Genomic DNA, 24,161 nt, shown 5'->3' on the forward strand with positions numbered 1-24,161 from the left:
GGGCCGACCGACCGGGCAGAATGCTCCGGTGACAACCGACGCCCAGACCACCGCTTCGACCGTGCCGCAGCCCCGGATCGCCGCTCAGATCGCCACCGAGCTCGGCGTACGCGAAGGGCAGGTGACCGCGGCCGTCGACCTGCTCGACGGCGGCGCCACCGTGCCGTTCATCGCCCGGTACCGGAAGGAGGTCACCGGAGCGCTCGACGACGCCCAGCTGCGTACGCTCGAGGAGCGCCTGCGCTACCTGCGGGAGCTGGAGGAGCGCCGGGCGGCCATCCTGGAGTCGATCCGTTCCCAGGGCAAGCTCGACGACGCGTTGCAGGCGCAGATCCTCGCCGCCGACACCAAGGCCCGGCTGGAGGACATCTACCTGCCGTTCAAGCCGAAGCGGCGGACGAAGGCGCAGATCGCCCGCGAGGCCGGTCTGGAGCCGCTGGCCGACCTGCTGCTGGGCGACCCGACGCTCGACCCGGTCGCCACCGCCGCCGGATACGTGAACGAGGCGGTCGCCGACGCGGCGGCGGCGCTCGACGGCGCCCGCGCGATCCTCATCGAACGGTTCTCCGAGGACGCCGACCTCATCGGGGAGCTGCGGGAGCAGGTCTGGAACCGGGGTCTGCTCGCGTCGAAGGTCCGCGACGGCAAGCAGGAGGCCGGCGCCAAGTTCGCCGACTACTTCGACTTCTCCGAGCCCTTCACGAAGATGCCGTCGCACCGCGTGCTGGCGATGTTCCGGGGCGAGAAGGAGGAGATTCTCGACATCGCGGTCCAGCCCGAGGCGCCCGAGGACGCCCCCGAGTTCGGCCCGACGCGCTTCGAGCAGCTCATCGCCCGCCGGGTCGGGATCACCGACCAGGGCCGCCCGGCCGACAAGTGGCTCTCCGACACCGTCCGGTACGCCTGGCGTACGCGGATTCTGACGCACCTCGGGATCGACGCGCGCATGCGGCTCTGGCAGCAGGCCGAGGACGAGGCGGTCCGGGTGTTCGCGGCGAACCTGCGCGACCTGCTGCTCGCCGCTCCGGCCGGCACCCGGGCGACGCTCGGCCTCGACCCCGGTTTCCGCACCGGGGTGAAGGTGGCCGTCGTCGACGCCACCGGCAAGGTCGTCGCGACCCACACGATCTACCCGCACGTCCCGCACAACAAGTGGGACGAGTCGATCGCCGTGCTGGCCCGCCTCTGCCAGGTCCACCAGGTGGAGCTGGTCGCCATCGGCAACGGCACCGCCTCCCGGGAGACCGACAAGCTGGCCGCCGATCTCATCAAGCTCTACCCGCAGCTCAACCTGACCAAGATCGTGGTCTCCGAGGCCGGCGCCTCGGTCTACTCGGCTTCCGCATACGCCTCCGCCGAGCTGCCCGAACTCGACGTGTCGCTGCGGGGCGCGGTGTCGATCGCCCGGCGGCTGCAGGACCCGCTGGCCGAGCTGGTCAAGATCGACCCGAAGTCGATCGGCGTCGGGCAATACCAGCACGACCTCGCGGAAGGCAAGCTGTCGCGGTCGCTCGACGCCGTCGTCGAGGACTGTGTGAACGCCGTCGGCGTCGACGTGAACACCGCATCGGCTCCGCTGCTGACCCGGGTCTCCGGGATCACCGAGAGCCTCGCGAAGAACATCGTCGCGTTCCGGGAGGAGAACGGGCCGTTCCGCAATCGCCGGACGATCCAGCAGGTCCCCCGGCTCGGCCCGAAGGCGTTCGAGCAGTGCGCCGGCTTCCTGCGGATCCGCGGCGGCGACGACCCGCTCGACTTCTCCAGCGTGCACCCGGAGGCGTACCCGGTCGTGCGGCGCATCCTGGACGGCGAGGGCGCCACGATCGACACCCTCATCGGCAACTCGACCGCGCTGCGCAAGATCAAGCCCACGGCGTACGTGGACGAGACCTTCGGTCTGCCGACGATCACCGACATCCTGAAGGAGCTGGAGAAGCCGGGCCGCGACCCGCGTCCGGCGTTCAAGACGGCGACCTTCGCCGACGGCGTCGAGAAGATCTCCGACCTGGTCCCCGGCATGCTGCTGGAGGGCGTGGTGACCAACGTCGCCGCGTTCGGCGCCTTCGTCGACGTCGGCGTCCACCAGGACGGCCTGGTCCACGTCTCGGCGCTGTCCAAGACCTTCGTCAAGGACCCCCGTGACGTCGTCAAGTCCGGTGACGTCGTACGCGTCAAGGTGCTCGACGTCGACGTGCCACGCAAGCGGATCTCGCTGACGCTGCGCCTCGACGACGTCCCCGGCGACGGCGGCGGGCAGTCCCGCGACCGAGGCCAGCGGCAGCCCGGCGGCCAGCGCCAAGGCGGCGGCCCGGGCGGCGGCGGCCAGCGCCAAGGCGGTCAAGGCGGCGGCGGCCAAGGCGGCGGCGGTCAAGGCGGCCAGCGCGGTGGACAGCAGGGCGGCCAACGGGGCGGCCAGCGTGGCGGCGGCCGTCCGCAAGGCGGCAGCACCGACACCGCGCTCGCCGACGCGCTTCGCCGGGCCGGCCTCGCCTGATCCAGGCTTGATCATTGCGTCAGCCATGCTGTTTACTCGGGCATTTCGCCTCGGGAAGCAGCATGGCTGACGCAATGATCATGACGAGCGGCGCTGAGCGAGTGGGAGACTGACCGCGTGGGGTTGGAGGTGTCGCTCTGGCGCGCGGTCGCGGTCTTCCGTTTCGCCGCGCTCGCGTACGCCGTCGTCCTGCTCGCCACCGGCCGGGGCGAATATGTCCGCCCGTGGTTGGGGCTGGGCGTCGTCGTCGTGATGCTCATCTGGTCGATCGTCGCGGCCGTCGCGTACGCCGATCCCGCCCGACGCCGCTGGCCGTTGCTCAGCGCCGACATGCTTGTCACGCTGGGCTGTCTGTTCGCCAGTTCCTGGGTCGTGGACCCGGCCCGGTTGAGCAAGGGCGCCGCCACGCTGCCGATGGCGTGGGTCGCCGGCGCCGTGCTCGCCTGGGCCATCGCGGGCGGCCGCCGCTGGGGCTTGTTCGCGGCGCTGCTGGTCGGCGCGGTGGACTTGACGCTCCGGGGGCAGGTCACCCCGACGACGCTCAACGGCACCGTGTTGTTGCTGCTGGCCGGGTTCAGCATCGGCTATCTCGTCCGGCTCGCCGGTGAGGCAGAGCTGCGGTTGCAGCACGCGGCCGAGATGGAGGCGGCGACCCGCGAACGGGAACGGCTGGCCCGGGGCATTCACGACTCCGTCTTGCAGGTCCTGGCCCTGGTTCAGCGCCGGGGCGCCGAGATCGGCGGTGAGGCGGCCGAGTTGGGCCGGCTCGCCGGGGAGCAGGAGGAGGTCCTGCGGTCCCTCGTCGGCAGCAGCCCGGCGACGCCGTCAGCGGGCAACGGGAACAGCGATCTGAAGACGCTGCTGACGCCGATGGCGAGCGGAAAGGTCACGGTGTCCGCGCCCGCATCGCCGGTCTGGCTGCCGGAGCGGACCGCCGAGGAGGTCGCCGCGGCAACCGCCAGCGCCCTGGACAACGTCCTACGACACGGCGGCTCCGGGGCGCGTGCCTGGGTCCTGGTGGAAGAGGAGGAGTCCGAAGTGGTCGTCACCGTACGCGACGACGGCGCGGGCATCGTGCCCGGCCGCCTGGCCGAGGCGGCCGCCGCCGGGCGGCTCGGGGTCGCCCAGTCCATCGAGGGACGCGTACGCGATCTCGGCGGAACCACCGTCATCACCAGTGCGCCCGGGGAAGGAACCGAAGTCGAGATGCGGATACCGAGATGACGACACGCGTACTGGTGGTCGACGACCATCCGATGTGGAGAGAGTCGGTGGCGCGGGACCTCGCCGAGGCAGGTTACGACGTGATCGCCGCGGTCGGCGACGGCGCCCAAGCCGTACGCGTCGGCACGTCGCTGCGCCCGGACGTCGTCGTCCTGGACCTGCAATTGCCCGACCTGTCCGGCGTCGAGGTCATCACGGCGTTGTGCAAGGGCGGCACGCCCGTCCGCATCCTGGTGCTCTCGGCCAGCGGCGAGCACCAGGACGTCCTGGACGCCGTCAAGGCGGGCGCGACGGGGTATCTGGTCAAGTCGGCCGGACGTGACGAATTCCTGGCCGCCGTTGCGCGTACCGCCGAAGGAGACGCCGTGTTCACCCCCGGCCTGGCCGGACTCGTGCTGGGCGAGTACCGGCGGCTCGCGTCGTCGCCCGCGGGTGACGACGACGCGCCGCGCCTGACCGAGCGCGAGACCGAGATCCTGCGGTTCGTCGCGAAGGGCTTGTCCTACAAGCAGATCGCAGAGCGGCTGGTCTTGTCGCCACGGACCGTGCAGAACCACGTGCAGCACACGCTGGGCAAACTTCAACTCCACAATAGAGTGGAGCTGGTCCGCTACGCGCTCGAGCGCGGCCTCGACGCGGACGGCTAGCGGTAGCACCCGCAGGCACCGGCGGCGCACTCCTCAGGGCTGGACGGCCGGCTTCAAGATGTCCTGGCACCACTGGCGGAAGGCAGTGGCGGTGGCGGTGGCCGGGTCGCGGGGCTCGGCTTCGTAGATTCCGTTGTTCTGCGCGTGGACCATGTCTGCCATGTCCTGAGCCAGCGCCGGACTCGCGCCGAGCTGCGACATGCGGGCGCGGAACTCCGCCAGCGGCACCTGCTGGTAGCGCACCGCGCGGCCCAGGGTCTCGGAGATGATGTCGGCCATCGCGTCGGGCGTCAGGCTGTCGGGACTGGCCAGGGGAACCCGGGCCTGCCCGCTCCAGGCGGTGTCCAACAGGAGCGCCGCCGCCGCGGCAGCCACATCCCGGGTGGCGACGCTCAGCAGCGGCCGGTCGGCCGTGTTCGCCATGGAGAACACCCCGTGCTCCGTCATCGGTCGCGCCTGACGGAGCAGGTTCTCCATGAAGAACGGCAGCGCCAGGGCCCGGTACTGCACGCCGGTGCGCTCGATCAGCTCGTCCATGTCGAGCGCGGCCGACAGGAGCCCGGCCTCGTCCTGGTAACCGTGGCCCAGAGAGGTGACGTGCACCATCCGTACGCCCCGGCTCGCGGCCTCCTCGGCTGCGGCACGGGAGAAGTCCACGTAGTAGCGCCTGGCGGGGCCGGCGTCGCGGAAGCCGGCCGGGGGTACGAGCCAGAACAGCCGGTCGGCACCGTCCAGTGCCTTCGCGATCGTGTCCGCGTCGGCGTGGGAGCCCTCCACCACCTCGACGTGCTCGCGCACCTGCTCTGGAAGGCGGAAGGGGTCGCGGACGACGATCCGGACCGCCTCACCGCGACCCAGGACGCGATCCAGGACCTGCCGGCCGATGTCACCGGTCGGGGTGGTTATGACGATCATGGTTGCCTCCAGGTGTAGCGATTCGACGGCGAACCCACGAGGTGTTCCGGGCGGCCGCTTCCGAGTCAACCCGGGGCGACGGCGCAGGTGAAGGACCACTTCGGTAGCGATTGATACCGTGGGGATATGAATGACCTGGAGGTGCGGCAGCTCCGCCACTTCGTCGCGGTCGCGGAGGAACTGCACTTCGGTCGCGCCGCCGCCCGGCTGGGCATGGCGCAGCCTCCGCTGTCCCGCACGATCCGGGACCTTGAACGACAGCTCGGCGTGCCCCTGTTCGAGCGGACCACCCGGCAAGTGCGGCTGACTGGCGCCGGCGAGGTCCTGCTACGCGACGCCAGAACAGCTCTGGAGGCGGTCACCGCCGCCGCCCACCGGGCGCGGCACGCGGGCAGCGCGGCGCCGCGGCTGCGGATCGCGCTCAAGGCCGAGATCGACGGTGGCCTGCTGCCGCAGATCCTGGAGGCTTATCGCACGGACCCTGCCGCTCTGCCCGCCGAACTGGTTCTCGGAGGGTTCGGCGAGCAACCCCAGGCACTGCGCGACGGCCTCGCCGACGTCGCACTCGTGCTGTGCCCCATGGACGACCGCGGGCTGGACAGCGAGCCGCTGCTGACCGAGCCGGTCCTGGTCGCCATGGCCGCCGCCGACCCGCTGGCTGCCCGGGCCCAGCTGTGCCTGGCCGATCTGGCCGGTCGGAACCTCCCCGGCGGCGCGCCGGCCGATGACGGACGAACCGCGCCGAACCGGCCCGGAGCAGCACGGCCGGCCTCGAACTTGTCGGAGATCTTCAGTCTCGTCGAGACAGGCAGCATCGTGTTCTTCGCGCCTGTCTCGGTCGCCCGACGCAACGCGCGCCCTGGGGTCGTCTACCGGCCGGTCAGCGACCTGCCGAAGGCGACGCTGGCCATCGCGTGGCCCCAGGACGCCCGTTCCCCGGCCGTCGCCGCCTTCGTCCGTGCTGCCTGCGCGATCGCAGCCACCCACGCAGAGCCTCATCCGCAGGGCGCTCGTGGTGGATTCGGCTAGGCCAGCGCGACCACCTCGTCGCACGCCTCCGCGGCCTGGGGGTCGTGCGTCGCGAAGACCACGGCGACGCCGCGACGGCACTCCTCTTGCAGCAGTTCAAGGACCAGCCGGCGGTTGACCGCGTCCAGCTCGCTGGTGACCTCGTCGGCCAGCAGCACCTTGGCGTTCGCGGCCAGGCCGCGGGCGATCGCCGTGCGCTGCTGCTGGCCGCCGGACAGCTCCTCCACAAGCTGGTCGGCCTGCCCGGTCAGGCCCAGCCGCTCCAACGCGGTCGTCGTCCGTGCCTCGGCCTCCTCGCCCGGCACGCCGCCCGCGATCAGCGGCAGCAGCACGTTCTCGCTCGCGGTGAGCGTGGCCTCCAGGCCGTTGCCCTGCGGGATCAACGCCACACCACGCTCGATCGCGTCACGCCGCCCGCGCAACGGCTCACCGTCCGCGGTCACCTCGCCGGCCTGCGGCCGGATCAGGCCCGCGAGAGTCCACAGCAGCGTCGTCTTGCCGGCGCCCGAGGGCCCGGTCACCGCGATGATTCTCCCCGGGTACGCCGAAAGCCCGAGGCCGGCGAAGACCGGTCGATCCGGCTCGTACGCGACGGTGACGCCGTCGAGCTTCAAGAACGTCATCGGTCGTCTCCCTCGATCTCGGGCGCCGGGACGAGCAGCGCGCTGCCGTCCGGCTGGTCCACGATGCGCAGATGGGTGCCGGGCGGCATGCGGTCGAGGAGATCCTGCGGCAGGTGGATCGAGCCGTCCCGGCCCACCACCGCGAACTCCTCCCCGCGTACGCCCTGCGCCCCGACGCGGCCGTCGCGGATGGTCACGGTCCGGCCCATCTGCTCGCCGACCGCCGGATCGTGGGTGACCACGACGACGGTCGTGCCCGCGTTGTGCACCGCCCGCAGGGCGTCCACGACTTCGTCGCGGGCGTCCGCGTCGAGCTGGCTCGTCGGTTCGTCGACCAGCAGCAGACCGGGCCGCCGGGCCAGGGCCACGCCGATCGCCAGGCGCTGCCGTTCGCCGGGGCTGAGCTTGGTCGGCTCGACCGCGACCCGCTTGCGATCGGTCAGCCCGACGAGGGCGAGCACCTCGTCCGGCGGCAACAACTCCCGGCCGACCGCCGGGCGCTGGGCGAACCAGACGTTCTGCCGGGCCGTGAGGTAGGGCAACAGCCCGCGATCGGCGTTCTGCAGGCATACGCCGACCTCGCCGGCGCGCATCCGGGCCAGCTCGGCCTCGGTCGCCTTCGCCAAGTCGACCCCGCCGACGTGGACCCGCCCGGCCGACGGGCGCAGCAGCCCGGCCAGCACTGCGAGCAAAGTGGACTTGCCGGAGCCGGACGGGCCGAGCAGCGCCACCGCCTCCCCCGCCCGGATGTCGAGGTCGACGCCGGCCAGGGCGACCACCTCGTACCCCTCCAGCCGGTAGATCGTGACCAGTCCCCGGCAGCTCACACCCACGGCGTTCATCGGGCCTCCCCCCGCAGCAGTTCCGGCCGGGCCTGGCGGATCAGGCGTACCGCCACCGGCAAGGCGATCAGCAGACAGCCGAGGCAGGCGATGGCGACGACCGCCAAGGCGCCGGGCGCCGGCTGCCATCGGGCTTCGCCGGTCACCCCGGTGGTGACCAGCGGTATGCCGGGCAACAGCAGCAGGGCGACGGCCACCCCGGAAAGGAAACCGAGCCCGGCCGGCCAGCCCAGCACGGTGACGAACTCCCGGCGTACGGCTTTGCGCAGGACTTGCTCGGGCACGCCCGCGACGAGGAGCGCGGCGGAGCCGTAGCGGCGTTGCTCCGCGCCCACGCGTACGGCCAGCAGCACGATGCCGAGCGCGAGCAGGATCGCCACCAGCGCGCCGATGCCGTAGAGACGCAGCGCCAGGGCCGGGGCGCGGCGGCCCAGCCGATCCTCGTACGCCGGCAGCGTCTGGCTCGACCGCACCTGGATGCCGTGCGCCGCCAGGCGATCGACCAGATCCCCGGGAGCCGAGTCACCGGCCCACACCTCGAAGACGATCGCAGTGCCGTTGTCGACCGCACCGGTCAGGTCCTGCGCCTGGGCCAGCCCGTAGTCGACGTCGACGAGGACGCCGTGTCCGGACGCGCCGGGCACCACCCGGTCGGTGGCCGTCGTGGTGAAGGTCTGCGGCTGCGTCGCGAACGCCATGAACGGCCAGCTGTCACCGGTGGCGTCGACCGCCGGGATCGGCCCCGCGAGCAGGCCCGGCAGCGCCTTCGGGGCGTGCAGCCGGGCGATCCGAATGTCGCCGTTGCCGTCGGCCTCGATCCGGGCACTCAGTTCGGCGTCGCCGGTGAGGCCGACCTTCACCCCGGCGGGGAGGACCGGCTGCCAGCCGTCGGCTCCACCGACGGGCACGTCACCCTGGGCCGACGAGATGCGCTTGACCGTCAGCGTTCCGACCACGGTCTCGGCCTGGGCCGGGGGCCGGATCAGCTTCAGGACCGCGAGCTCGCCCTGGGGCACCTCAGCGGCGTACTCGTGGAGACCTGGCTGCAGCCTGCCGAGTTCCACCGTCTGCTGCCGCTGCCCGGTACGCACCTCGACGGCGACCTCCAACGGGACCTGGCTGAACCCGGTGGCGTCCAGGGTGACCGTCAGCCGTCCACTGACCGGGGACGGTGGCGGCGCGGGTGGCCGCAGCTTCCCGGCGATCGCCTCCAGGTCCACATCGGAGTGGCCGAACCAGGTCGCCGTCTTCGCCAGCCGATCACTCTGTACGCCGATGACGTTCACGACGTCGCCGTTGAAGAACTCGGCGCGGCGTACGACGGCCATGGCCGACCCGTCCGGCACCGCCGCCTTGACTCCCTCGATCAACTGCTGAGGTCCGGCGGCGCTGACCCGGTAGACCGCGGGCGCGCCGATCGCCCCGTTGGCGGCCTCGGCGCGGGCCTGGGCGGCGACGTCCCAGGCGACGGCGGAGAACCCCATGAGCGAAGCGGCGACGGCGACCACGACGACGATGCGCTGCCGTCCAGGGCGGCGCGACAGCGAGGCGCTCGTGAGGACGCCGACCGGATCGGCGCGGCGGCGCGTCTGGCGTACGCGGGCCGCCGCGATCAGGCTCAGCAGGCGGCCACCGGCGACGCCGACGACGATGGCGAGCAGCGGAGCGGCGAGCACGGCCAGCCCCGACTCCCGGTCCTGCACCGTCGTCACCAACGCCGCGACGGCCAGGGCGACCGCGGCTCCCTCCAGGGCGCCGGCCCGCCACGTCGTCCGCTGCGGAACCCGGCGCAGGAGGTTGATCACCCTCGTCCGGAACACCCGTCGGGAGGCGACCGCCGCCGCCGCGTACGCCGTCAGCAGCGCGATGCCGACCGCGGCGAACGGCGTCCAGCTCCAGGGCATCGGCGTGTCCGGGGCGAGCCAGAGCCCCGCCAGCACCGCCAAAACGACCCGGCTGAGCAGCAGCCCGAGCGGCGCCGCGACGGTGATCAGGCTGAGCACCTCGGCCAGGCCGAACGCCGCGACCCGGCCCCGGGCGTACCCGTGGAGGCGGGCGAGCGCGATCTCCGGACCGCGCTCCTCGGTCAACGCCGCGACCAGCACCATGAGCACGACGACGGCGAGCACGAGCAGGGGCACCGCACCCACCGGCACGGACTGCGCGATCGCGTCCTGGTCCTTGCGGATGTCCTGGATGACGGCCGGGATCGCCGAACGCGACGACATCTGCTGAGCGCTCAGCCCCCGGGTGGCGTCCCGCAAGGCCGTGTCGAGCCGGCCGACGCCCGCACCATCCACAGTGCTCAGATCGAACCGGAAGACCACGACCCGCCGCACGATCGCGCCGGCGACCCCCTCCACGTCCTGAGGCGTGCCGGTGAAGACCGCGTCGACCGTCCAGTACCGGGCGCCGAGGTGCGGGTCCGGCACCGGCGAGTACTGCAGCAGCGAGCCCCACACCGAGCTGAGCGCGTCCTTCGGCGTGAACAGCCCGACGACCAGCGGCCGGTGGGTCGTCTCCGCGAGCGGAGCACTGCCGCCACCGGCCTTCGGCGTACGCCCGACGTCGGCGGCCGGCCCGAGCGCGATCGGCAACTGATCCCCGACCGAGATCTTGTAGTGCTCGGCGGTACGCGCGCTGACCATCACCTCGCCCGCGGCAGCCGGGCAGCGCCCGGTCAGCGTGACCTGGTCGCAGACGCCCGGCTGATAGACGTAGTGTCCGGTCACGACCTCGGCGACGCCCACATTGGTGAACTTCAGATTCGTGTCGGCGTACGCCGTCCGCCCGGCGCGCAGCCCGGCGAGGTAGGGCGACTGGCCGAGGACCGTCTCGGCCCGCCCGATCCCCTCCGCCAGCGATATCGGCTTACCCAGTTGGGCGTCGACGCCCGTCGTGGGCAGCTGGACGGTCAGCGTGGGATCGATCGCCGAGCCGGGACCGAGCAGATCCCGGACCACCGACTCCTGCGCCGCCCCCACATACGCCGGAACCGCGGCAGCCGCGGTCGTCGCCACCGCGGCCATCAGCAGCACGAGCAGGGATCGGCCCGCTCGATGCCGCATCCCCCGCCAGAGAAGAGTCCACCTCGTCACGGGATGTGGAACGCGCGGGCCACCCGATCAGGTTGTCAGCCCAACCTGGCTGTGATCATGATCCGCCTAGAGACGCTGCACCGCCGATCCGCCTACAGGCGGAAGGAAAGATCAGCCGGCAGGACGGCGACCTCCATCTGGGCTTTCTGGAGGCGGCCGGAGTAGTCCCAGTTCATCGCCTGCCAGCGGGTGAACTGGTCGAGCACCCACATGCCGGACTGCCGGCTGCCGTTGCCCGAGCGGCCGTTGCCGCCGAACGGCAGGTGCGCCTCGGCTCCCGAGGTGGAGTTGTTGACGCTGACCATGCCGGCCGAGATCTTCCGGCGGAACGTGAACGCCTTGGTGGGATCGGTCGTGTAGATCGAACTGGACAGTCCGTAGCCGGGCGCGTTGGCCAGCTCGATCGCCTCGCCCAGCGTCCGGTACGCCGTCACGCCGACGATCGGCCCGAACGTCTCCTGCTGGAACAGCTCGTCCCCCGGGCGTACGCCCGCCACGATCACCGGGTGGTAGAACAGCCCGGTCGCGGGGTCGCCGACGAACCCGGCCCGGGGGCTCTCCGCCGTGATCCGGCCGGTCGGTCCGCTGACCCGGTGATGCGGAGCGATCCATCCCAAGTGCTTCTCGTACGCCGCCGCGAACTTCTCGTCCAGCAGCGGCCCATAGAGGACGTCCTCGGTCGGGTCGCCGATGCGGGCCGCCGCGACCGCCTCGGTGAAGCGCACCAGGAACTCGTCGTGGACGGACTCGTGCACGATGACTGTGCCGAGGGAGGTGCAGCGCTGCCCGGCGGTGCCGAACCCGGAGAACAGCGCGCCCTCGACCGCCAAGGTCAGATCGGCGTCCTCGGTCACCACCATCGGGTTCTTGCCGCCCAATTCGAGGCAGGGCGTCTGCAGGTAACGCCCGCACAGCTCACCGATGGCCCGCCCGACCTCGGTCGAACCGGTGAAGCCCACCTTGTCGATCAGGCCGTCCTCCAGAGCCGACCCGAGCCCGGCGAAGGTCTCCGGCCCGTCGGCGTGCACCACCGTCAGTACGCCCTCCGGCAGCCCGCCTCGCACGAACAGCTCGGCCAGGGCGTCGGCGCAGGCGGCCGCGTACAGGGCGGGTTTCCACACGACGGTGTTCCCGCAGAGCAGCGCCGGGACGAGGTACCAGCTCGGCACCGCCACCGGGAAGTTGCCCGCCGTGATGATCATCGCCGCGCCGACCGGCGTACGGAACGTGAACAACTGCTTGTCGGGCATCTCCGAGGGCACCGTCTGCCCATAGAGCCGACGCCCTTCACCCAGAAAGAATTGGCAGGTGTCGACGATCTCCTGCACCTCGCCCCGTGCCTCCGCGGTCGGCTTGCCGATCTCGCGGGTCACCAGTCGGGCAAGCGCCTCCGCATTCGCCTCGACGAGCCGCGAAATGTTCGCGATCACCTGACCGCGTACGGGGGCGGGCACGTCGGCCCAGGCCGGCTGGGCGGCCTTCGCCCGGCGGGCGGCCGCCACGATCGCCGCCTCGTCGACCGGCGTCACTGTGGTGACCACGTCGTCGAGCCGAGCGGGATTGGTCGAGGTGTAAGCGTCGTTGATCACCCGCCCATCATGCCGCCCTCGGCTCCCGGCGCGCTAGGCAACGGCGTGCAGCGCCCCGGCAGGTGACCAGCAGATCAGGGATATCGGTCGAATCATGCCCCAAGATTCGACCGATATCCCTGATCCAGCGCCCAAAGCGGCAGCGCCCAAGGAGCGGCAGCGCCCCAGAGAGCGGCTACAGCGGGGTCGGGGTGCGGATGCCCAGCAAGGACAGCCCGAGTGTCAGCACCCGGCCGGTGAGGTCGGCCAGTCCGAGCCGCCCGTCGCGGATGTCGGCCGACGGCGCCCGCAGGACTGGGCAGGTCTCATAGAAGGTCGTGTACGCCGATCCGAGCGCCTGCAGGTATCCGGTCAGCCGATGCGGCTGCAGCGCGTCGGCCGCCGCCGCGACGGCTGCCGGGAAGCCGAGCAGTTGCAGGGCCAGCGCCCGCTCGGCCGGCGATGCCAGGGAGAAGCCCGGGGTGTACTCCCCGCCCTTGGCGAGCAGCGACTGGATCCGGGCGTACGCGTACTGCAGGTAGGCGCCGGAGTCCCCGGTCAGCGACAGCGCCCGGTCCCACGCGAAGACGTAGTCTTTCACCCGGTCGGCGGACAGGTCGGCGTACTTCACCGCCCCGATGCCCACCGCGTGGGCCACGTCTTCCGAGCCCGCCAGGACGGCGGCGCGGGCGACGGCCTCGTCGAGCAACGCCGAGAGTTTCACTGAGTCGCCGGCCCGAGTCTTCAGCATTTTGCCGTCCGCGCCCAGGATCGAGCCGAACGCGACGTGCTCGACCTGTCCCGGCCGAACCCAGCCGGCTGCCTCGCCCACGGCGAAGACCATCGCGAAATGCTGCTTCTGCGGCGTACCCACGACATACACGGCCCGGTCGTACGCCCGGCAGCGCCGCCGCAAGGCGGCGAGATCGGTCGCGCTGTAGTTGTACCCGCCGTCCTCTTTCCGCACGATCACCGGCATCGGCGCGCCGTCCCGCCCGGTGAAGCCGGCCGGGAAGGCGCACAGCGCCCCGTCGCTCTCGCGCAGGAGACCCAGCGCGGACAACTCGTCGACGACGTCGGCCAGCTCGTCGTTGTAGGAGCTCTCCCCGTGGAAGTCGGCGGCGCTCAGCGTCACGTCCAACGTGGAGTAGACCGAGAGGAAGTACTTCTCGGACTCGTCCACCAGCAGCCGCCACAGCCGCCGGGTCGTCGCGTCGCCGGTCTGAAGGGCGACCACCCGCAACTGCGCCCGCCGTTTGAAGTCCGGGTCGCCGTCGAACTTCTGCCGCGCCGCCTGGTAGAACCCGGTCAGGTCGCCGACCGACAGTTCGTGCGCGGCTTCCTGCTCGCCGATGTCCAGCAGATGCTCGATCAGCATGCCGAAGGGTGTGCCCCAGTCGCCGAGATGATTCACCCGCGTTACGTGATGCCCTTGGAACTCCAGCAGGCGCACGATGGCATCGCCGATGACAGTCGACCGTAGATGACCGACGTGCATCTCCTTCGCGACGTTCGGCCCGGAATAGTCGACGATCACCGTCTGCGGCGACGGTACTGCCGGAACGCCGTGCCGGCTGTCGGCGTACATCTGCAGGAGGAGTGAGTGGAGCGCGGACGTCTGGACGGTGATGTTGATGAATCCCGGCCCGACCACCTCAAGGTCCGCGAGCCCGGCGAGGTCCGCTCGCGCCACGACCTCCGCCGCCACCTCGCGCGGCGCGCGGCCGAGCCCGCGGGCCAGGGCCAACGCACCGTCGGCCTGGTAGTCGGCGTGCTGCGAACGGCGCACGGCCGGGTCGGCGGAACCGCCCGCGACCTGGTCGAAAGCCGGCCGCAGCCGCGCGGCGAGAAGCTCCTCGATAGACATGCAAACCCCTTGAAGATACGCACAACGGACCGCCCGTCATGGGCGGCGAGAGAACGGTGCGGAAAACGGCTGACTGCGCTGCGGGCGGCTCGCCCGGCGACTCTCCGGTTTACCGGAGAACGTCAGCCGTGAATCGTCGTCGCGCCGGGCGCAGGGCAGCACCGGAAAGGCTGCAGGCGGCCGAGTACGCGAACATGCGGCCACCCTACCTACTCAGGGGCCTACTTCTCCACCGTGAATGAACAACCGAAATCTGCTATACCGCAGATCGCGGTATAGCGATCAAGCATGAGGAGCTTTCATACTCGGTTCAAGCACCGAAAAAGCGAACGCCCGGCGGTCACCGGGCGTCGCTGAGGACCTCACCATCGCGAAGGAGGGAGGACCCATCCGATGCCATCTTCCCGCATCCGCAACCCGCTTGCAATGCCCTCCGCCGCGTTGGCCGACGTCGTCCAACCGAGGAGGGAGTGGATGCCTACCTACTACCGCGGGCCGACCGCCCATGTCACCCACGAGGTCTTCCTCGTACGCGACCCCGGCGCCGCGTTCGTCATCAGCGAGCTGCGGGACGTGCATGTGGAGGTCTACCGGCATCGCCGGCCGGTCTACGAACTGCGCGCCGTCTACCACGGGCGGTCGATCTGCCTGTTCACGACGACGGACGAACGACTGTTCGGTCAGATCAAGCGAGCACTGATCCGGGCGCTGGAACACCGGGACATCGTCTGACGAAGCCAACTCGTTACACAAAGGGGGTCAGCGCGTTACTCCAGACGGCTATATATCCATCTGCGACACCGCAGATCGGGGCTGACGAGAGGCACAGCGACAACCGTCATGGCTACCCAGGGCTCGCCGGCAGTGGCCCGGCACCGGCTTCGCCTCGCGCTCCGCAAGGCGCGCGAGGCGAAAGACCTTACCCAGGGAGAGGTGGCCGCTTCGCTGGACTGGTCGTTGTCCAAGCTGCAGCGGATCGAGGGCGGCGAGAACTCGATCTCAGCCACCGACACCCGCGCGCTGCTTCAGATTCTCGGTGTGACCGACGGGCCGACGGTGGAAGCCCTCGTCAACGACGCACGCCAGGCCCGCAAGCGCAGCACCTGGGACGAACCGCGCTTCCGGGAATTCCTCACCCCCGCGATGAAGGCGTTGGTGGAGTTCGAAAGCCACGCCAGGGTCATTCGCGCGTTCCAGACGGTCCTCGTGCCCGGCCCGCTGCAGACGCCCGAACTCGCCCGGCACGTCATCTCCAGCTGGAGTGATGAGCTGAGCGAGGAGGAACGGGCGGTCCGGCTGGAATTCCGGCTAAGCCGTCGGCAAGTCCTGGCCCGCCCACAGCCCCCGGCGTACCTGGTCGCGCTGGATCAGTCGGTCCTCTATCGCGACGTGGGCGGTCCCGCCGTTTTCGCCAGTCAACTCCGGCAACTTCTCGCCGACCTGCGGGGCGGCCGGATCGAGCTGCGCATCGTGCCGTTCAGGGTGCCGGCCATCGTCGCGCTGGGGCTTCCGTTCTCCGTCATGTCGCTGGACGGCGACGACGATTCGGTGCTCTACCGCGAGAGTCATCTCGTGGACGAACTGGTGACCACGCCCGAGAAGGTCCGGCGGCATCTGCAGCTGTTCGACCTCCTCTGGCAGCAAAGTTTCAGCAAGGAAGAATCCGAGCGGCTACTCGAGGAGCGAGTCGCCCGGCTGCTGGAAGCACCGGATCAAGCGCCCACGAGGTCGACTTGACGCCATAAGGGCTCAGCTGGCCGGAACTCGATCGGGCGGTGGCCAGTGAGTGTCGCGTTTGCCATGAAAACTGAAGGGAATCCACACACGTGACCACTCACCTGTCACCGATCGCTTGGGAGCGTAGCGAGCGGTGTGGCGACGGCGCCTGCGTCGAGGCGGCGTCCCAGGGCGACGAGATCCTGGTTCGGGACTCCAAGGACCCTTCGGGTCCGGTCCTGCGCTTCACTCGTCGCGAATGGGAGGCCTTCCTCGGTGGCGTCGAGGACGGACAGTTCCGCTTCTCGAACTGACCACCGGCGACGTGGGCTCCCGGAGGGGCGACGCCTGTCAATGCTCCGGGAGTGCCCGACCTATCGGATTCCCCCCGGTTTGGCCAAACCTCGTCGTGCCATTCCGTAGTGCGACGCTTCCAGCGCGTGGCTCATCCTTCGTACGCTGTAGACCAGCCTTGGCGGAGGTGAGCCTGATGTCCGACCCGACCCCCGCGTCCTGGCGCCGGTCTGCCCGATGTGGCGACAGCGCTTGTGTCGAGGTGGCCGTCCTCGACGACGAGGTACTGGTCCGAGATTCGAAGGACCCCCAGGGTCCCGTCCTGCGTTTCTCCCGCGCCGAATGGCTGGCATTCTTGGCCGGCGTGCGGGAGGGCGAATTCGATCGCTGAACGAACCGGTTCGCGCGGTGTCGGGGGTATTCGGCATTATTCGTGCGTGACCGCGTACGGAGAGGTGGGGTTCAGGGCAGCCGCGTTCGAGCGTGCCGCCCTCGATTCGCTGCAGGGGCTCGCGTTGGGCGACGCGTTCGGGCAGACGTGGTTCCGCCCCGAGGGCGACGTCGCCGCGATGCTCGCCCAGCGGCGGCCACAACGCCCGCCCTGGCCGTGGACCGATGACACCGCGATGGCGATCGTGCTGCTGCGGTTGCTGTTCGACAAGGGTGAGGTGGATCAGGACGAGCTGGCTCAGCGGTTCGCCAGTTCGTACCAGTCGGATCCGTACCGGGGCTACGGGCCGTCGATGCACAGTGTCCTGCGCGAGATCTTCGAAGGCGACTCCTGGGCCGACGTGACCGCCCGGCAGTTCGACGGGATGGGCTCGTGGGGCAACGGCGCCGCGATGCGGGCCGCTCCGCTGGGCGCGTGGTTCGCCCAGGACATGACGCTCGTCGTCGAGCAGGCCACCTTGTCCGCACAGGTCACGCACGCCCATCCGGAGGCGGTGGCGGGCGCGGTCGCCGTGGCGGTGGCCGCGGCGCTGGCGGTCCGCGGCGTGTCCGGGGCGTCGTTGCTCAAGAGCGTCCTCGCGCGTACGCCGGACGGCGAGGTGGCCGCACGCCTGCGGCGGATCGAGGACGCGCCGTTCTCGATGCATCCACAGTGGATCGCGTCCACGGTCGGCTCGGGCTGGCAGGTGTCGGCGCCCGACACGGTTCCCTTCGCGATCTGGTGCGCCGCACGCCATCTGGACAACCTGACCGATGCCCTGTGGGCCACCGTGTCGGCCGGCGGCGACGTCGACACGACGTGCGCGATCGTGGGCGGCGTGGTGGGCGCGCGCACCGGGCTCTCCGGCGTACCCGCCGAGATGCTCGCGGCCAGGGAGCCGTTGCCCGAGTGGGCGAGCCGCGCAGGGTGACTCAGCCGACCCGGGCGGTGCTCCGCACGACGGTCAGGTGGCGGGCCGGGACATGATCGGTGAGCCAGACGCCGTTCTCACTGCGGTAGAAGAGCAGCCCCTCGCCCGCCATGGCGGCGGCGTCGACCGCGAGCACCACCGGCAAACCGTGCCGGGCGCCAACCCTGCGTGCGGTCTCCTCGTCGGCCGACAGGTGCACGTGGTGACGCGTACCCCGGACGAGGCCGTCCAGGAAGATCGGGTCGAGGTTGTGCCGGGCCGTGCCGTGGAACAACCGGGCCGGTGGCGTCAGCGGGGCGAGACCGAGGTCGACCTCCACCGAGTGGCCCTGGTTGGCCCGGATGCGGTCGCCGTCGATGATGAAGCGACGTTTATCGTTGTGTTCGACGACGTACTTCAGATCATCGCGGGTGATTCGGGTGCCGTGCCGCGCCAAGGCGCGCAACAGCTCGTCCACGCCGACCCAGCCGCCCGCGCCCAGCGTCAGGCCGATGCTGTCAGGCCGGTGACGCAAGACGTACGACAGGCGCTTGCTGGTTCTGACCAGATCCATGCGATCGACGGTAGGAGCGGAATGTCACGACTGTCGCGGCATTTTCCTGGATATTGACTGTAAGGAGATCTGACGGTGACCTTTCCCGCTTCCCCCGACGAGGCGATCGTGCTCCAAGAGCGCCTGCGTGATCAAGTACGCATAGACGTCCCGCTCCCGCGACCGCCGGCGTTGGTCGCCGGGGTGGATGTGGCGTACGCGGATTCGGAGGACGCCGACGGGCTGGTGGCCGGGGCGATCGTCGTCCTCGACGCGGCCACTCTGCAGGTCGTGGAGTCCGCTTCGCTGGTCGGGCGGGCGGAGTTCCCGTACGTGCCGGGGCTGCTCGCCTTCCGGGAACTGCCCACCCTGCTGCGGATCTGGGAAGGGCTGCGGCATCGCCCCGATGTCGTGGTCTGCGACGGCTACGGAGTCGCTCATCCTCGGCGGTTCGGGCTCGCCTGCCACTTCGGGCTGCTGACCGGCGTACCGGCCTTCGGGGTCGGCAAGACCGCCTTCGTCGGCTCGCACGCTCCCGTCGGCGATTCCCGGGGGGACTCCGCCGACCTCGTGTTCGAGGGCGACGTCGTCGGCCGGGCGCTGCGGACGCGTACGGGGGTCAAGCCGGTCTATGTGTCGGCCGGGCATCTGATCGATCTCGACGGGGCTTGCTCGGTGACCTTGAACCTGACCTCCGGCTACCGGCTGCCCGAGACGACCCGCCAGGCCGACCGGCTGTCCCGCGACGCTCTGCGCGCCGCCGTGCCATGATCGGAAACATGGCGAAGGTGAAGCAGTTGCGGCTCGTCGTGACGGCCGACGACTACGACGAGGCCCTGCGGTTCTATCGGGACGTGCTCGGGCTCGAGCAGGAGGCGGCGTTCGTGAGCGAAGGCGGCCACGTGACCATCCTCGACGCGGGCCGGGCGACGCTGGAGATCACCGACCGGCGGCACGCGGCGTACATCGACAAGGTGGAGGTCGGGCAGCGCGTCGCCGGGCACATCCGGGTGGCTTTCGAGGTGGCCGACTCGGCGATGGTGACGGCCGAGCTGCGGGAGGCGGGCGCGGAGGTGATCGCGGAGCCGACGGTGACCCCGTGGAACTCCCTCAACGCCCGGCTGGACGGGCCGGCCGACCTCCAGCTGACGATCTTCCAGGAGCTCGGTGAGCCCGAGTAGCGTTGCGGGGCGGCGCTAGCCTCACGCTCATGGGGCAGCTGCTGACGCCAGAGGACATCCGCACCGTCGCGTTTCGCAAGCCGGCCCTCGGCCGGCGCGGCTACGACGAGGAGGGGGTCGACGCCTTCCTCGACGCCGTCGAGCAGACCTTGACGGTGCTCTACGCCGAGATCGCCCGCCTGCGCTCGGGGGTCCAACCGGTGTACGAGCCACCCGCGTCCACAAGCGACGGTGCGGTCCTCGGCGAGCTGGCGCAGATCCGTGCGTCGCTGGCCCGGATCGAGGCGGCCGTCGGCCCGCACCGCGGCGGCGACCCGCTGTTCTAGCGCGCTAGAGACCGGCCGGTTTCCACTTGGGGTCGACCCGATAGACGCGTACGCCGTCGTCGCCCGACCCGAAGCTGGCGACCACGGTCGCGTGCTCGCGGGCCTTGCCCAAGGTCGGGATGTCGCCCAGTTCCGAGCGGTAGTACCAATTGGGCACGACGAGATAGTCGATGCGATCGACCGCGGCCTTGACCGCCGGGTCGCTGTCTAGCTTGTGCGCGATGATCGGGCGCGGCTCGTAGTGATATCGCTGGACGAGGTCGACCCACAACGAGTCGTGCACCACGAGGACCTTGCCCGGTGGCACGTGCGCCACGGTCCACCTGAGTGCCGAGCGCAGCGGCGGGGTCGGATGCGGCCCGGTCATCTCCTTCAGCGACGGAGTCCACGTCACGGCGGCGAAGCCGAGCAGGGCGGCACCGAGCACCGCCGCCAACCGGCGTCGGCCGTCGATGCCCCAGAGGCCCAGCGGGCGTACGCGGAAGACGCCCTGCTCGGTCAGCGCCGGAGTCCCCGCGACGGCCTCCAGTGCGGCCACGATGAGCAGTGCGCTGAACGGCAGCAGCAGGATCACGTGCATCGCGGGCACGTAGCCGCCCCGCAGCAGGACGAACCAGCCGAGACCCAGGGCGAGCGCGACCGGGCGGAGCCGGCGTACGCAGAACGCGAAGGGCAGGGCCACCAATCCGCCGAGGAGTACGAACCGGTCCAGGACCAGCCAGGACTCCAACAGGTGCCGGGCGGGGCTCCCGGCGTCCGCGATGGTGCCGCTGCCCTCGCGGCCGGCCAGCTGCCACGCGGCCGTCCCGAGCAGGCTCGTGTGCCCCTGTCCGGCGAACAACTCGCCCTTGTACAACGCGTACAGGGGGTAGAGCAGCAGCAGGATCCCTCCCGTGAACACCGACACCGTGACGACCTGGGAGCGGTTGCGCCGGTCGAGGTTCTGCGCCATCGCCCAGACGAAGGCGGGCAGCAGGATGAGGGTGGTCTCCTTCGTCAGGACGGCCACGGCGAAGGCGGCCGACGCGCTGGTCGCCGCACCGATGCTGCGCTTCGGGGCGTACGCGAGCGCGAACGCGCCGATCAGCCAGGGCGTGACGAGATTGTCCAGGAAGACCCAGCGCCCGTAGACGACCCCGAGCGGGGTCAGGCCGAACAACGCCGCCGCCGCCACTCCCCCGGCGCGGGACAGCCCGAGCCGCCGGGCGAGCAGATACAGCAGGCCGGTCGAGGCGAGCTTGGCCAGCAGCATGCACTCGGTGCCGAAGGCGAGCGCCGAGTCGTAACGGTCGAACCCGCGGGTCAGCGCGGCCCAGGCGGCGATCTGCAGCCAGCCGCCGGGCGCGTGGTCGTAGAAGTAGGAGTAGGGCGACAGCCGGTGCTCGTAGACGACCGACCACGCCTGCGACAGATAGGTCCCCGGATCGTCGGTGTAGCGCGGGAAGTTCCCGCTGCCCTTGAGGTGCACGAAGGCGGTCAGCGCCAGCACCGGCACCATGAGGGCCAGGCTCACCCAATGCTTGCGCAGCCAACCGGCGCTGCCCGTCGCGGCCCGCCGGGCGGGCGACAGGATCGCCTTGATCTCTTCGGTCGGAGTCGTCAGCGTGGCCATGTGCGTACCCTTGCCTTGCCGATGTAGGGCGAGGTCTCGCGAGCCTGCCGCGGCACCGCGGCGGGCGGCGAGGTGAGGTGCGAGCCCGCGTGGTGGGTCTTGACCCAGCTGTTGCGCCCGAGCACGTAGCGGGTCACCGCCCAGGCCGCGGCCAGCGACAGGACCAGCTGATACGGGTACGCCCCCAGCACGAGCCCGGCGTAGTCGCGCAGCCGGGTGCGTTCCTGGAAGACCTGGCCGAACTGCCGCAGCAGCAGGACGTCGAGCACGACGCTCAAGACGCTGAGCGCCAACGGCAGTGTCGCGAGCAGCGCGATCGCGATCGGCGACTTGTGGGTCAGGGCGAGGACCAGCGCGAACGGCGCGAACACTCCCGTGAAGGCTTGGAAGAACTGGAAGCCCAGGACGTAGACGGCGAGCACCCGTTGCGCCATCGTGGGCAGCCGCACCCAGTCGAACTCGAAGAACACGTGGATGAAGCCCTGCATCCAGCGGACGCGCTGTTTGAGGAAGGCCCGCAGGCTCTCCGGAGTCTCCTCCCGGGTCACCATCTGGTCGACGTAGACCACGTCCACCTTGAACTTGAGCACCGAGGCCAGGATGCCGATCTTGCAGTCCTCGGTCAGGCACTCCTCGTCCCACCACATGCCGTAGCGCTCCCGCAACGCGTCCAGGAACTCCCGGCGGAAGAAGACCGTGTTGCCGCCCAGCGGCATGACCTGGGTCGCGGCCTGCAGCTTCAGCCGTGACTGGAACCACTTGTAGTACTCCAGCACGTTCGCGGCACGCCACCAGGCGCTGGTCTGCGCCGCGAACCAGCGGCGCACGCGGTTGAGCGGCCCCGACCGCGGCGGCACGTGGGTGGCGTCGGCCGCGAAGTTCATCAGTTGTACGCCGCACTGCACGATCCCGGCGCCGGTCAGCCGGAAGCGGTAATCGACCCAGCGCAGCAGATCGGGATGGAACAGGTCCTCGGCGTCGGCGATGCCGATCCACTCGTAGACGATGCCCATCTCCTGGAGGAGCTGCACCGCCGCGTTGAGGCCGATCGGCTTGTTGTGCACGTCGGTGGACTCGGGATAGGAGCACACGAGGACGCGGCTGGGGAATTCGCGGGCGATGGCGTGCGCGATGTCGGCCGTCACCGGATCGTCCCGATGGTCGACGATCGGCACCACCCAGTACTCCGGATGGTTCAAGCCGGCGAGCCGGCGCAGGGTTTCCTCGACCACCGCCTCCTCGTGCCGCATGGGCACCAGGACGACGCCGGGCAACCGTGGCTCGTCCGGCCGCCCGTAGCGCATCGGGTCGTTGTGCTCGGGCAGCCACCATTTGTAGAGCTGGAAGGCCAGCGTGGTCACCGCCACGACCAGCATGAAGACGGAGACCGCGACGAGGAAGGCGTCCAGCCATCGGACGGCGGCCGTCACGACCGCCACAAGTCCGATGAGGACGATCGCGAGGCGCAGCAGCCGATGGGGCGACCGGCCGGGCCGGGGGTTGCGTTCGCTCACGACGAAGCGGTACCCGGCCCGGTGATCGTCCTGCGTTCAGCCCGCTGTGAGCCCCGTCACAGCCGAGCCGACCTGCGTCAGCTGGCCCAAGTGGGGCGCAGCGGCATGCCGCTGGAGTGGTCGGCGTGCAGCTTCACGCCCAACACCTGGTGGAGCTGGATGTTGTTGCGCTCGAACCCGATCTGGCAGCCGACCAGATAGAGCCGCCAGGTCCGGGCACGTGCCAGGCCGACCTCGGCCACCGCCTCGTCCCAGTGCTCGTCCAGGTTGACCGACCACGCGTTCAGCGTCATCGCGTAATGCTCGCGAAGGTTCTCCTCGTGGCGTACCTCGAAGCCGATGTCGTGCATCTGCGACACGAGATGACCGACGCCGTGCAGCTCGCCGTCCGGGAAGATGTAGCGGTTGATGAACTGCCGCTCCCGGATCGCCGGCTCCAGATTGTTGGGCCGCGTGATGCAGTGGTTGAGCAGCCGCCCACCGGGCCGCAGCCGCTGGTAGAGGTTGCCGAAGTAGCCCGGCAGCTGGGCCCGCCCGATGTGCTCGGTCAGGCCGATCGAGCTGACCGCGTCGAACTGCTCCTCCGGCACGTCCCGATAGTCGAGGTGCCGGATCTCGGCGAGCTCGGTCAGCCCCGCCTCGGCGATCGCCTTCTGCCCCCACTCGGCCTGCCGCCGGGACAAGGTCACGCCGATGGCGCGTACACCGTAGTGCTTGGCCGCGTGCATGACCATCCCGCCCCAGCCGCAGCCGACGTCGAGCAGGCGCATGCCGGGCTCCAGGCCCAGCTTGCGCGCGACGAGGTCGTGCTTGGCCCACTGCGCCTCCTCCAGAGTGGACGTCGCGGTCGGGTAGACGGCGCAGGTGTACGCCATCGACGGGCCGAGGATCCACTCGTAGAACTTGTTGGAGACGTCGTAGTGGTGGGCGATGGCCGCCTGGTCCCGGGACTTGGAATGCCGTCGGCCGCGCAGCTTGACCTCCATCGGCGGGATCGGCGGCGGCTTGAGCAGCTTCAGCCCGCCGAGTTCCCGCAGCGCGCGGAACCGGGCCGGCCACGACATGTCGAAGTCCAGATCGGTCAGGCTCGTCATCGCGGTGTAGAGGTCGCCCTTAACCTCCAGGTCGCCGCTGATGTAGGCCCGGGCCAGGCCCAGGCTGCCGGCCGCCGTCGCGATGTAGTTCAGCGCCCGCGGCGATCTGATCTCGATGGTGACCGGCGCGTCGGCGTTTCCTCCGCTGCTGCCGTCGAACGCCGTGATCCGTACGCCCGGCGCCCGGCCCAGGAAGGAGCCGACCGCGTTCGCTACACCCATGT

General features: G+C 70.5%; 22 protein-coding genes. 12 read left to right on the forward strand and 10 right to left on the reverse strand.

The window, feature by feature from the left end:
• Positions 1 to 28 precede the first annotated feature (28 nt).
• The 3 genes from AB0H43_RS22940 (at position 29) to AB0H43_RS22950 (ending at position 4,365) form a co-directional block, all read left to right on the forward strand.
• Positions 29 to 2,494, forward strand: coding sequence for a Tex family protein (locus AB0H43_RS22940; protein ID WP_360002114.1), 2,466 nt, complete (start codon positions 29 to 31; stop codon positions 2,492 to 2,494).
• Between the two features lie 117 nt (positions 2,495 to 2,611).
• Positions 2,612 to 3,718 carry a DUF5931 domain-containing protein gene (locus tag AB0H43_RS22945; RefSeq protein WP_360002116.1) on the forward strand — a complete coding sequence of 369 codons (1,107 nt, stop codon included), beginning with the start codon at positions 2,612 to 2,614 and terminating at the stop codon, positions 3,716 to 3,718.
• On the forward strand, positions 3,715 to 4,365 hold the full coding sequence (locus tag AB0H43_RS22950; RefSeq protein WP_360002117.1) for a response regulator transcription factor: 651 nt from the start codon (positions 3,715 to 3,717) through the stop codon (positions 4,363 to 4,365). The genes AB0H43_RS22945 and AB0H43_RS22950 overlap by 4 nt, the downstream gene beginning before the upstream one ends.
• Before the next feature lie 33 nt (positions 4,366 to 4,398).
• Here the strand turns inward: AB0H43_RS22950 and AB0H43_RS22955 are convergent, their stop codons facing one another.
• Complete coding sequence (locus AB0H43_RS22955; RefSeq protein ID WP_360002119.1) at positions 4,399 to 5,280, reverse strand: NAD(P)H-binding protein; 882 nt, start codon at positions 5,278 to 5,280, stop codon at positions 4,399 to 4,401.
• 126 nt (positions 5,281 to 5,406) lie between these two features.
• On the opposite strand from AB0H43_RS22955, the gene AB0H43_RS22960 reads away from it, so the two are divergent.
• Positions 5,407 to 6,309: a LysR substrate-binding domain-containing protein gene (locus AB0H43_RS22960; protein WP_360002121.1), complete on the forward strand. Its 903-nt coding sequence runs from the start codon at positions 5,407 to 5,409 to the stop codon at positions 6,307 to 6,309.
• Here the strand turns inward: AB0H43_RS22960 and AB0H43_RS22965 are convergent.
• The 5 genes from AB0H43_RS22965 to argS all read right to left on the reverse strand — a co-directional run bounded on the left by AB0H43_RS22965 (position 6,306) and on the right by argS (position 14,307).
• On the reverse strand, positions 6,306 to 6,932 hold the full coding sequence (locus tag AB0H43_RS22965; protein WP_360002123.1) for an ATP-binding cassette domain-containing protein: 627 nt from the start codon (positions 6,930 to 6,932) through the stop codon (positions 6,306 to 6,308). The genes AB0H43_RS22960 and AB0H43_RS22965 overlap by 4 nt on opposite strands.
• Positions 6,929 to 7,774 (reverse strand): ATP-binding cassette domain-containing protein, encoded by an 846-nt coding sequence (locus tag AB0H43_RS22970; RefSeq protein WP_360002125.1) that lies wholly within the window; start codon positions 7,772 to 7,774, stop codon positions 6,929 to 6,931. The genes AB0H43_RS22965 and AB0H43_RS22970 overlap by 4 nt, the downstream gene beginning before the upstream one ends.
• Positions 7,771 to 10,842, reverse strand: coding sequence for an FtsX-like permease family protein (locus AB0H43_RS22975; protein ID WP_360002127.1), 3,072 nt, complete (start codon positions 10,840 to 10,842; stop codon positions 7,771 to 7,773). Before AB0H43_RS22975 ends, AB0H43_RS22970 begins: the two co-directional genes overlap by 4 nt.
• Before the next feature lie 122 nt (positions 10,843 to 10,964).
• Positions 10,965 to 12,461, reverse strand: a complete 1,497-nt coding sequence (locus tag AB0H43_RS22980; protein WP_360002129.1) for an aldehyde dehydrogenase family protein — start codon at positions 12,459 to 12,461, stop codon at positions 10,965 to 10,967.
• A gap of 175 nt (positions 12,462 to 12,636) precedes the next feature.
• Complete coding sequence (gene argS, locus AB0H43_RS22985; RefSeq protein WP_360002131.1) at positions 12,637 to 14,307, reverse strand: arginine--tRNA ligase; 1,671 nt, start codon at positions 14,305 to 14,307, stop codon at positions 12,637 to 12,639.
• A 474-nt stretch (positions 14,308 to 14,781) separates the two neighbouring features.
• On the opposite strand from argS, the gene AB0H43_RS22990 reads away from it, so the two are divergent.
• The 5 genes from AB0H43_RS22990 (at position 14,782) to AB0H43_RS23010 (ending at position 17,678) form a co-directional block, all read left to right on the forward strand.
• Positions 14,782 to 15,039 carry a DUF6232 family protein gene (locus AB0H43_RS22990; RefSeq protein ID WP_360002133.1) on the forward strand — a complete coding sequence of 86 codons (258 nt, stop codon included), beginning with the start codon at positions 14,782 to 14,784 and terminating at the stop codon, positions 15,037 to 15,039.
• Between the two features lie 108 nt (positions 15,040 to 15,147).
• Positions 15,148 to 16,044, forward strand: a complete 897-nt coding sequence (locus AB0H43_RS22995; RefSeq protein ID WP_360002135.1) for a helix-turn-helix transcriptional regulator — start codon at positions 15,148 to 15,150, stop codon at positions 16,042 to 16,044.
• An 89-nt stretch (positions 16,045 to 16,133) separates the two neighbouring features.
• Positions 16,134 to 16,337 carry a DUF397 domain-containing protein gene (locus AB0H43_RS23000; RefSeq protein WP_360002137.1) on the forward strand — a complete coding sequence of 68 codons (204 nt, stop codon included), beginning with the start codon at positions 16,134 to 16,136 and terminating at the stop codon, positions 16,335 to 16,337.
• A 176-nt stretch (positions 16,338 to 16,513) separates the two neighbouring features.
• On the forward strand, positions 16,514 to 16,708 hold the full coding sequence (locus AB0H43_RS23005) for a DUF397 domain-containing protein (RefSeq protein WP_360002139.1): 195 nt from the start codon (positions 16,514 to 16,516) through the stop codon (positions 16,706 to 16,708).
• Positions 16,709 to 16,754: 46 nt separating this feature from the next.
• A complete protein-coding gene (locus tag AB0H43_RS23010; protein ID WP_360002141.1) occupies positions 16,755 to 17,678 on the forward strand; it encodes an ADP-ribosylglycohydrolase family protein in 924 nt (307 codons plus the stop codon).
• 1 nt (position 17,679) lies between these two features.
• Here the strand turns inward: AB0H43_RS23010 and AB0H43_RS23015 are convergent, their stop codons facing one another.
• Positions 17,680 to 18,231 carry an RNA 2'-phosphotransferase gene (locus AB0H43_RS23015; protein ID WP_360002143.1) on the reverse strand — a complete coding sequence of 184 codons (552 nt, stop codon included), beginning with the start codon at positions 18,229 to 18,231 and terminating at the stop codon, positions 17,680 to 17,682.
• A 75-nt stretch (positions 18,232 to 18,306) separates the two neighbouring features.
• Here AB0H43_RS23015 and AB0H43_RS23020 point away from each other — a divergent pair, with 75 nt between their 5' ends.
• The 3 genes from AB0H43_RS23020 to AB0H43_RS23030 are packed head-to-tail and all read left to right on the forward strand — an operon-like array spanning position 18,307 to position 19,717.
• Entirely contained in the window at positions 18,307 to 18,981 is a 675-nt protein-coding gene (locus AB0H43_RS23020) for an endonuclease V (RefSeq protein ID WP_360002146.1), read from the forward strand.
• Positions 18,982 to 18,989: 8 nt separating this feature from the next.
• Positions 18,990 to 19,391, forward strand: coding sequence for a VOC family protein (locus AB0H43_RS23025; protein WP_360002148.1), 402 nt, complete (start codon positions 18,990 to 18,992; stop codon positions 19,389 to 19,391).
• A 29-nt stretch (positions 19,392 to 19,420) separates the two neighbouring features.
• Positions 19,421 to 19,717, forward strand: coding sequence for a DivIVA domain-containing protein (locus tag AB0H43_RS23030; RefSeq protein WP_360002150.1), 297 nt, complete (start codon positions 19,421 to 19,423; stop codon positions 19,715 to 19,717).
• A gap of 4 nt (positions 19,718 to 19,721) precedes the next feature.
• Here the strand turns inward: AB0H43_RS23030 and AB0H43_RS23035 are convergent, their stop codons facing one another.
• The 3 genes from AB0H43_RS23035 to AB0H43_RS23045 all read right to left on the reverse strand — a co-directional run bounded on the left by AB0H43_RS23035 (position 19,722) and on the right by AB0H43_RS23045 (position 24,159).
• Positions 19,722 to 21,329 carry a hypothetical protein gene (locus AB0H43_RS23035; protein WP_360002152.1) on the reverse strand — a complete coding sequence of 536 codons (1,608 nt, stop codon included), beginning with the start codon at positions 21,327 to 21,329 and terminating at the stop codon, positions 19,722 to 19,724.
• Entirely contained in the window at positions 21,317 to 22,843 is a 1,527-nt protein-coding gene (locus AB0H43_RS23040; protein ID WP_360002154.1) for a glycosyltransferase family 2 protein, read from the reverse strand. The genes AB0H43_RS23035 and AB0H43_RS23040 overlap by 13 nt, the downstream gene beginning before the upstream one ends.
• Positions 22,844 to 22,920: 77 nt before the next feature.
• A complete protein-coding gene (locus AB0H43_RS23045; RefSeq protein WP_360002156.1) occupies positions 22,921 to 24,159 on the reverse strand; it encodes a cyclopropane-fatty-acyl-phospholipid synthase family protein in 1,239 nt (412 codons plus the stop codon).
• Between the last annotated feature and the right edge of the window lie 2 nt (positions 24,160 to 24,161).

It is taken from the genome of Hamadaea sp. NPDC050747 (genome assembly GCF_040654195.1).
Lineage (GTDB): Bacteria > Actinomycetota > Actinomycetes > Mycobacteriales > Micromonosporaceae > Hamadaea.

Excerpts from the sequence above, each read along its gene's own strand:
- AB0H43_RS22950 (WP_360002117.1), top strand. The coding sequence starts at position 3,715 with ATGACGACACGCGTACTGGTGGTCGACGACCATCCGATGTGGAGAGAG.
- AB0H43_RS22955 (WP_360002119.1), bottom strand. The coding sequence starts at position 5,280 with ATGATCGTCATAACCACCCCGACCGGTGACATCGGCCGGCAGGTCCTG.
- AB0H43_RS22960 (WP_360002121.1), top strand. The coding sequence starts at position 5,407 with ATGAATGACCTGGAGGTGCGGCAGCTCCGCCACTTCGTCGCGGTCGCG.
- AB0H43_RS22965 (WP_360002123.1), bottom strand. The coding sequence starts at position 6,932 with ATGACGTTCTTGAAGCTCGACGGCGTCACCGTCGCGTACGAGCCGGAT.
- AB0H43_RS22970 (WP_360002125.1), bottom strand. The coding sequence starts at position 7,774 with ATGAACGCCGTGGGTGTGAGCTGCCGGGGACTGGTCACGATCTACCGG.
- AB0H43_RS22975 (WP_360002127.1), bottom strand. The coding sequence starts at position 10,842 with ATGCGGCATCGAGCGGGCCGATCCCTGCTCGTGCTGCTGATGGCCGCG.
- argS (WP_360002131.1), bottom strand. The coding sequence starts at position 14,307 with ATGTCTATCGAGGAGCTTCTCGCCGCGCGGCTGCGGCCGGCTTTCGAC.
- AB0H43_RS22990 (WP_360002133.1), top strand. The coding sequence starts at position 14,782 with ATGCCTACCTACTACCGCGGGCCGACCGCCCATGTCACCCACGAGGTC.
- AB0H43_RS22995 (WP_360002135.1), top strand. The coding sequence starts at position 15,148 with ATGGCTACCCAGGGCTCGCCGGCAGTGGCCCGGCACCGGCTTCGCCTC.
- AB0H43_RS23005 (WP_360002139.1), top strand. The coding sequence starts at position 16,514 with ATGTCCGACCCGACCCCCGCGTCCTGGCGCCGGTCTGCCCGATGTGGC.
- AB0H43_RS23015 (WP_360002143.1), bottom strand. The coding sequence starts at position 18,231 with ATGGATCTGGTCAGAACCAGCAAGCGCCTGTCGTACGTCTTGCGTCAC.
- AB0H43_RS23025 (WP_360002148.1), top strand. The coding sequence starts at position 18,990 with ATGGCGAAGGTGAAGCAGTTGCGGCTCGTCGTGACGGCCGACGACTAC.
- AB0H43_RS23030 (WP_360002150.1), top strand. The coding sequence starts at position 19,421 with ATGGGGCAGCTGCTGACGCCAGAGGACATCCGCACCGTCGCGTTTCGC.
- AB0H43_RS23035 (WP_360002152.1), bottom strand. The coding sequence starts at position 21,329 with ATGGCCACGCTGACGACTCCGACCGAAGAGATCAAGGCGATCCTGTCG.
- AB0H43_RS23045 (WP_360002156.1), bottom strand. The coding sequence starts at position 24,159 with ATGGGTGTAGCGAACGCGGTCGGCTCCTTCCTGGGCCGGGCGCCGGGC.